The sequence below is a fragment of the Psittacicella hinzii genome, assembly GCF_003585935.1.
Classification (GTDB): domain Bacteria; phylum Pseudomonadota; class Gammaproteobacteria; order Enterobacterales; family Psittacicellaceae; genus Psittacicella; species Psittacicella hinzii.
Genome location: NZ_NRJG01000067.1, coordinates 1 through 7,674, shown reverse-complemented (window position 1 = coordinate 7,674; position 7,674 = coordinate 1). Strand labels below are relative to the sequence as shown.

Sequence of the window (7,674 nt, the reverse complement as noted above, 5' to 3'; positions counted from 1 at the left end):
AGATAATAATTATCAGATGACAAGTATATTATACTCTATTTACCTTAGATCTCTAGCTAATTTTACAAATGTTTAATCCCTCGAGCAAGCTCGAGGGATTAAACATTTACTGCTAGTTTCTAGCGGTTTATTGGTAGTTTATTAATTGTTTATTGCTTATATTTTAAGAAATAAATTAAACTTAACCTTTTAGAGATTATTTTAGGACTTGCTTAACGACTATTACGACTTACGTGATTAAGTTCGTAAATACGATGCCAATCAATAATCGCTAAATTCTGTTCACGTAAATATGCAATTAACTCATCAATTTGAGCAGCGCAACTTACTAAACATTCGAGTTTAATATAAGCAATATTAGCATGTTGATTAACCCCAGTAATTGCACGTAAGAGTTGTGAATTACGTTGATTAATTAACTGTCCTACTTGTTCAGAAATAGTTTCAGGTACAGCAACTTGACTTACATCAATTTGCAATTGTAACTGTACTACTGAATTAGCATACTCTTCCATTCCCCATTTAATGCGGCAATGTTGATATGGAGTTAAGCGTTGCTGTTTTACGTACGGAGTTGAACTATGATGTACTAATAAACCATGACCGTAATTCGAAGTTAGGATAATCTCATCGTTTGGAGTGATATATGCATGTTCAGCAATTTCTACTTGATGATTTACAGCTAATAAATCTTTAAAGGTTAAATCGCTATAAAGTGTGCCAGCTTGTAACTCTTGTAGGATATTATCACTATCTTGTGAATGATCTAAGTATGAATCAATGATTGCCTTAGCAACTGGAGAAATAATATTCCCTAAACAGATCTCGGCGTATAAATCGTTAAGCGAATTTAAGTTTAAGAACTCAAGAGCCAATTTAATTGCCTGAGGATCTAAAGATTCTACTTTTGTGCCACCGTATAAATCTTCTAAGGCTTTACGACCATTAGCAATATATTTATCCATTTCTCGATCTTTAAGAGCTTGACGTAAACGGGCTTTAGCACGAGCTGAGTTTACAGCCAGTAAAGATTTTTCGCTTGGATAAGCTTGAGGATCGGTTACGATTTCAACGGTTTGTCCTGTTTTTAGTAAATGGTTCAGTTCAACTTCTTGCCCATCAACAATAGCTCGCACGGCATGCTCACCCACATTTGTATGAATGTAATAAGCAAAATCGAGAGCGGTTGAGTTTTGCGGTAAGGTAATAATTCTGCCGCGTGGGGTAAAGATATAGATATCTTCTGGGAAGATTTCTTCTTTAACCGAGTTATTAAACTCAATTGAGTTAACACTTACGTGTTGTAATTCAGCAAGAGAGTCTAACCATTTTTGAACTTCAGTTTGTCCAATTTGGTTTTTAGTATTAGGAGTATAGGTTAAAGTTGAAGCAATACCTAAATCAGCCACTTCGTCCATTGCTTCAGTACGAATAAATACTTCAACCGGATCTCCATGCTCATTTACTAATTCGGTTACTAATGTTTGATAACCGTTAGTTTTTGGTAGAGCAATAAAATCTTTGAAAGTACCAGGTACTGGTTTAAATAAACTATGCACAATTCCTAAAGCACGATAGCATTCATCTTGTGTTTGGGTTACAATCACAAAACGGTAGATATCGAGAATCGAATTGAATTTTTGTTTATGGGCACGCATTTTCTTGTAGATGTTGTACAGAGGAATGCGTTCAGCTACAGCTGTAGCTTTGATCCCATGTTTATATAAAGCTTGGTTAATAGCTTGATCAACTTGCTGAATTTGTTTCTTACGTAAATTCGAAGCCCCCTCGGCAGCTTGCTTTAATAAACGATAACGTACAGGGTGTAAAGCTCTAAAAGAAAGATTATCTAACTCTTTTTTAATGTGCATAATCCCTAGACGGTAAGCTAAGGCAGAGTAGATATCAATTGTTTCTTGAGCAATACGACGTTGTTTATCAGGTCGTAACGAACCTAAAGTACGCATATTATGTGTACGGTCTGCTAATTTAATTAAAACTACCCTTACATCTTTAGTCATCGCTAAAATCATTTTGCGGAAATTAGCTACTTCTGCTTCTTGACGAGTACGGAATTTTAATTTATCTAGCTTGGATACACCATCAACAATATTTGTTACCACTTTGCCAAACAGCTGTTCAAGCTGCGGACGTTGAAACTTAGTATCTTCAATGGTATCGTGTAATAAAGCTGCTTGGATTGCTTCTACGTCCAAACATAAATCAGCAAGGATACCCGCTACCGCTACCGGGTGAGTAATGTATTTTTCGCCTGACGAGCGGAATTGTCCTTCGTGACCCTCATAAGCAATAGCAAAAGCCTGACGACATTTATCTACGTCTTCGGCTGACATATAATTTAGCTTCACTTCTAAAGGTTCAAAATATTTATAATCTACTTGCATTAATGCAAACTTATCCTTAAGGGAAGAGATAAAACTAGTAAGCTTAATAAATTGAAAATTGTTAACTCTAACTGCTAAATTCTTTATATTGACCGATATTAGGCTATTGACAGCGTTTACTTATTGTAGAACCTTAGTTTAAGAGTTTTATCGTTAGAATCTTTGATTGAATTAACCATCTTATATAGATTAGCGCTCTATTAGTTATCTATATAGACTAGTAGTTTGTTACTTACTTTATCTGTTTTATCTGCCCTAGAAAATAGATGATATTCAGTTGAAGTCTTATCTTTGTCTGCTTCAACTTGCTAGGTTCAAAATTCGGTTAATTCCTAAACACATTCTAGTAATGCCATCTCTATAAATAGAGGGATTTACACTATTTTATTTAGGGGTTACTATGATTTTATCACAACAAACGCAAATTCGTCTATGCTCTACCTAAATTTAGGTATTGCTTAGACTTTTTATCTCTAGTCTGATTTTTAACCACTTAAATTTTAATTGCTTTATAATAAAATGGATCAAACAACAACTAAGATTTAAAAATCAGTTTTACACAAAATGGACTCGAATTATCAGCAATTATTAGATTCTCATGCCTTGGAAATATGTGTCGGTGATTTTGGGTTAACTCCAGGGATTAACCAAGCAACTATTGATCTTGCAACGGCTGGCAAAATCAATTGTGCTTCAGTGCTTGTGGATGCCCCTAATTTAACTCTAGACTATATTGAAGATGCTCTACGTCTAAAACACGAAGGGAAATTAAGTTTAGGTTTACACCTCAACTTTACCGAACTTTTATCTTCGCACCAAGATGAAAATTTAATTGCGCCAATTCATCATTTATTAAATCCGCTATATCGTTTTCTCTTTTATAGCAAAGGTAAACGCAAACAACTTATCCACCAAATTTATCAAGAAATAGACCGTCAATTCTACTTATTCGAAGAATTATTTGACTGTTGGCCAGATTTTATTGATGGACACCAGCATGTACACATGCTGCCATTATTCCATCAAGCATTACGTGAGTTTTATACCGAGCACCGTTTAGACCAAAACAAAATTTGGGTACGAAGCTTAAACCGCGTAAATAAATTAAATAAAACTAATTTACCAGGAGCTTCTAAGTTACAAAACTTAATTTTACGCTATGCGACAAAAAAAGCTCGTTCGGCTGTTTATTCTTTACGCAAAGAACTCCTTGGAGTATATAACTACCAAGCTAATGCCCAAGAGTTTAAAGATCTTATGGCATTCTGGTTAAGTAATGCGCGTAAGTATCACTTAGCAACTGGACGAGGAGCTGTAATTATGGTGCACCCTAGTGTACCTGAAGAACAAGTTCCAGCCAATGACCTACAGCAAGCCGTGCCTTATGAAGATAGTAAGGCGCAAGCGCGCTTAATTGAGTACCAAGTACTGGCTCAGCTATAAGCTATAGTATATTCTTAAAAGTGTTACAACAAATAACACTGCGCAATATAAATTCATAACATAAGTAAATAACTTTAGTTATTAGATTAATTTTTGCAGGGAGGAGAAATCCTCCCTCTTGCATTTTTTAGGCGCTCTTTTTTGCCTTTAAAGTACTAACTGTTTTATAATAGGGCTAAAAATTTTCTCTTAAAGGACAAGAACATGGGATTACATATAGCAATTTCTGCTAATGAACTCTTTATTACAAAATTCTTAACTATTGCCGAAGGTCTACATGATGATATTCGTCGTATTACCATTGTAGAAAACTCAAGTGCAGATGAATATAACTTCGAAGATATGGAAGTTATTGAGCGTTTTAACTACGATTACATGAAATATGCTAACGTAGATTGGGACGATGTAGATTTATATCTCTATAACGATAACCTAGAAAATTTAAAATTCTTAACCGGTGCTGCGGCAAATAGTGTGTTCTCGATTGACCTAACAGGTTACTCTGCAACCTTAGATCAAATGCCTGTGGTTGTACCACGCGTTGACGAGACCCAACTTGAAGAAGCTCTTGAGAAAAAAATGTGCTCGCTACCGCATCCTCAAGTAAGTCAATTAATGTACGTAATTAATAACTTACGCGTAAATCAACCTATGCTCTACGTAAGTGTAACTAATGTGTTCCCAGTAACTTACGTAAGCGATGATGCAGCACCTCGTTTAGCTAAAGAAACACGTGACTTCTTTAACTTTACAGGTGAAGGCGTATCTCCAGAAACTTGGTTAGCTTTTGATGTTAACACTCTTACAGATATTGCACCAAACAAACAAGTTAACTTCGAAGCACAAGTACAACGCTTAATGCCACAAATTGATACTGTACATTGCCACAACTTAGTAGCTCCAGTATTCTATGGGGTTAGCCAAAGTGTTACTGTAGGTTTAACTAATGGTAATACAATAGATACTGGTATTGTTGAAGAGTGGTTAGGTGACTTAAAAGATTTTGAAGGTATTAACTACAAAGTTAATAAATCATCTCCACGTAAATACTTACACGAAGAAACAGAAAGTCTTTTAGAGTTCTCAGATGTAAGTAATATGGAAACGGTTAAGTGGAAATCTGTTGCTGATAACGATCAATTAGTATTAATGCAAACTTATGAGCTAATTAATCTGTTTATTGATAACAATTTCTTTAAACCACAATTATTAAACGCTTAAGTTATTCTTATTAGATATATACGTTAATCTAATTAGATATATGTATAAGAATAAACAACCTTTTCTAACCGCTAGTTTAACTAGCGGTTTTTGCGTTGCTAAAAGGCAAGAGATCTTGACTAGTGCATAAGGTTAATTAGTTACTACCTACTTCACATTTATCTAAAAGATTAAGTCATTTAAACAAATATTTACTTCTTAAATAAGTGAATAATCATCTTTTTGTTTTACTCCCAACTGTAGATTGGTGTAAGTAACTAAAAGACAAGAAAAAGCCTCATGTAAACTTTTTTCTTAAATTTATGGTTCTAGATCTTATTTTATGCATGAATATGGTAGAATTAGCTCGTTAATGCAAATCATTATCATTTTGAATTTTTGTGGCTGGTTAACTAAACTTAGAAGTTTAACTTAACCTTTTATTAACTTTGATAACCATAATCTTTATGCGTAAAATCACTCTGACCAAACTAGCTAGTACCTTAGTAGCTTTAAGCTGCGGCATTAGCTTTGCTCATGCTGATACAACTAGCACTAACTTAACCTTAAATACAGTAACAGTCGTAGGTACTTTAGATAAATTAGGTAAAGCCGATGTTACTCAGTCTAATTTAAAACTAGACGTTAAAGCTTTAGCGCAACAAACTGGAGCGCGTAAACTTGATGAAAGTTTAATCTATCAAGCAGGTATCTACGCGAATTTTGCTCCATCAAATCACTATAATATTTTACGTATTCGTAGTTTCTATCCAGAATATGCTGTAGATGGTACAACTATTAGCTATAGCAACGGTTTATACAACTACAACCCTGTACTCTTTGGAATTGAGCGTGTAGAAATTAACAAAGGTGCAAACTCAGTTCTATACGGTGCTACTCAACCTGGTGGTACAGTAAACCTAATTTCTAAACGTCCAACCCAAGAACGTCAAGGTCTATTACAACTACAAGTAGGTTCTAAAGATCGTTACTCAATTGGTGTTGACTATTCAGATCGCATTAACGACAGCGTACGTTATCGTTTAGTAGGTCAATGGGAAAACTCACGTGGAGAAAAAACTTACACTTCTTCACGTCAGTATTATTTTGCTCCATCATTTACCATTGACTTTAGTCCAAATACGAGCTTAACTTTCTTAACTAACTTTAACGTGCAAAATGGTCGTCCAAATACTTTCGTCGTACCAGGTTATGGTTCATACCTAACTACTGACGGAAGTTTTGGTACAAGTACTTATTTTGGTGAACCAGCATACTCTGAAGTTGATACTAAACAATTCTCGGCAGGTTGGGAGTTAAGTCACAAGTTTAACGATAACTTAAAATTCGAACAAAACTATCGTTACTTATACATTAACTCTTTATTCTACGATGTAGCTGCTGGTATGGCACAAATTGACATGCGTGGCAATACGAGTGCAATTCGTAGTTACGTTTACAATAAAGGTAAATTCCAAGAGCACTATTTTGATAACCGTTTAGTAGCTAATGGTGAGATCTTTAAAAACGTTAAAGCAACAGTAGCTGTTGGGGTAGACCTCTTACGTACAACCGTAAACGGTAACTATGCGACAGGTACAGCGCCAAGCATTAGTCTGTATAATACGACATACTTTAGAGAAGGTGCAAGTAGTGTACTAAATAACATTAGCCCTACGCGCGATTACGAAACGCAAAACCAAGTTGGTACTTATTTACTAACAAGTTTTGATATTGCTAAATTATTAACGGTGAACTACGGCTTACACTACACTAGTGTAAACGGTAAAACAGAATCAGCAATTCGTACTAATAGCTACAACACTGGACATACAACTCACTCTGGTGGTTTAGCACTTAATTTACCATGGGGCTTTACACCATACGTAAACTACTCTGAAGCTTTCCGCGCGCGTGCTCCATTAGCAACGAGTACAAGTTCGACTGATACTTTAGCTTATAACACCACTAAACAGTTACAATCTGGTCTAAAATATAGTCCAGAAAACTTTGATGGTTATTTTGAAGTAGGCTACTTCAATATTAAAGACCGTAACCCATTCCGTCGTGATGATCTAACCGGTTCATATACGCAAACTGATCTAAAACAAAATACGCATGGCTGGGAGTTAACTGCTAAAGCTAATATCACTTCATGGTGGCAAACTTCTTTAGCTTACACTTATACCAATGCTACAACTTACCGTACAACGACCGTTTATGAAACCAATGGTATTCCTAAACACCAAGTTGCTTTCTGGAATAACTTTGCTATCGGTAATAAACTAGATGTAGGCTTTGGTGTTAGATACTACGGTACAACTAACGCTCGTTCAATTGGTTACTTAGATTTACGTCGCTTAATGCAACGTCAATCTCCATACGTATCTGTAGCTGATGGTCGTACTAAACCTGTATGGTTATTCGACATGGCTATTTCTTACGACATTACGCCAAATTGGAACTTAGGTTTAAATGCTACTAACCTATTCAATGAAAAATACTTAACTAACTGTAACTCTGTATGTTACTTTGGTGCAACCCGTAATGTTGTAGCTACAGCTACTTATAAATGGTAATTTTTAAACACAAAAATCCCTCTCATCATGAGAGGGATTTTTGTGTT

General features: G+C 35.2%; 4 protein-coding genes. 3 read left to right on the top strand and 1 reads right to left on the bottom strand.

What is annotated here, in order from left to right:
• Positions 1-212: 212 nt before the first annotated feature.
• Positions 213-2,405 (bottom strand): RelA/SpoT family protein, encoded by a 2,193-nt coding sequence (locus tag CKF58_RS04235; RefSeq protein ID WP_119531299.1) that lies wholly within the window; start codon positions 2,403-2,405, stop codon positions 213-215.
• A gap of 564 nt (positions 2,406-2,969) precedes the next feature.
• On the opposite strand from CKF58_RS04235, the gene CKF58_RS04230 reads away from it, so the two are divergent.
• The 3 genes from CKF58_RS04230 to CKF58_RS04220 all read left to right on the top strand — a co-directional run bounded on the left by CKF58_RS04230 (position 2,970) and on the right by CKF58_RS04220 (position 7,627).
• On the top strand, positions 2,970-3,848 hold the full coding sequence (locus CKF58_RS04230; RefSeq protein WP_119531297.1) for a ChbG/HpnK family deacetylase: 879 nt from the start codon (positions 2,970-2,972) through the stop codon (positions 3,846-3,848).
• 204 nt (positions 3,849-4,052) lie between these two features.
• Complete coding sequence (locus CKF58_RS04225) at positions 4,053-5,069, top strand: hypothetical protein (protein ID WP_119531295.1); 1,017 nt, start codon at positions 4,053-4,055, stop codon at positions 5,067-5,069.
• A gap of 446 nt (positions 5,070-5,515) precedes the next feature.
• Entirely contained in the window at positions 5,516-7,627 is a 2,112-nt protein-coding gene (locus tag CKF58_RS04220; RefSeq protein ID WP_119531293.1) for a TonB-dependent siderophore receptor, read from the top strand.
• Positions 7,628-7,674: the final 47 nt, after the last annotated feature.

Excerpts from the sequence above, each read along its gene's own strand:
- CKF58_RS04235 (WP_119531299.1), bottom strand. The coding sequence starts at position 2,405 with ATGCAAGTAGATTATAAATATTTTGAACCTTTAGAAGTGAAGCTAAAT.
- CKF58_RS04230 (WP_119531297.1), top strand. The coding sequence starts at position 2,970 with ATGGACTCGAATTATCAGCAATTATTAGATTCTCATGCCTTGGAAATA.
- CKF58_RS04220 (WP_119531293.1), top strand. The coding sequence starts at position 5,516 with ATGCGTAAAATCACTCTGACCAAACTAGCTAGTACCTTAGTAGCTTTA.
- CKF58_RS04225 (WP_119531295.1), top strand. The coding sequence starts at position 4,053 with ATGGGATTACATATAGCAATTTCTGCTAATGAACTCTTTATTACAAAA.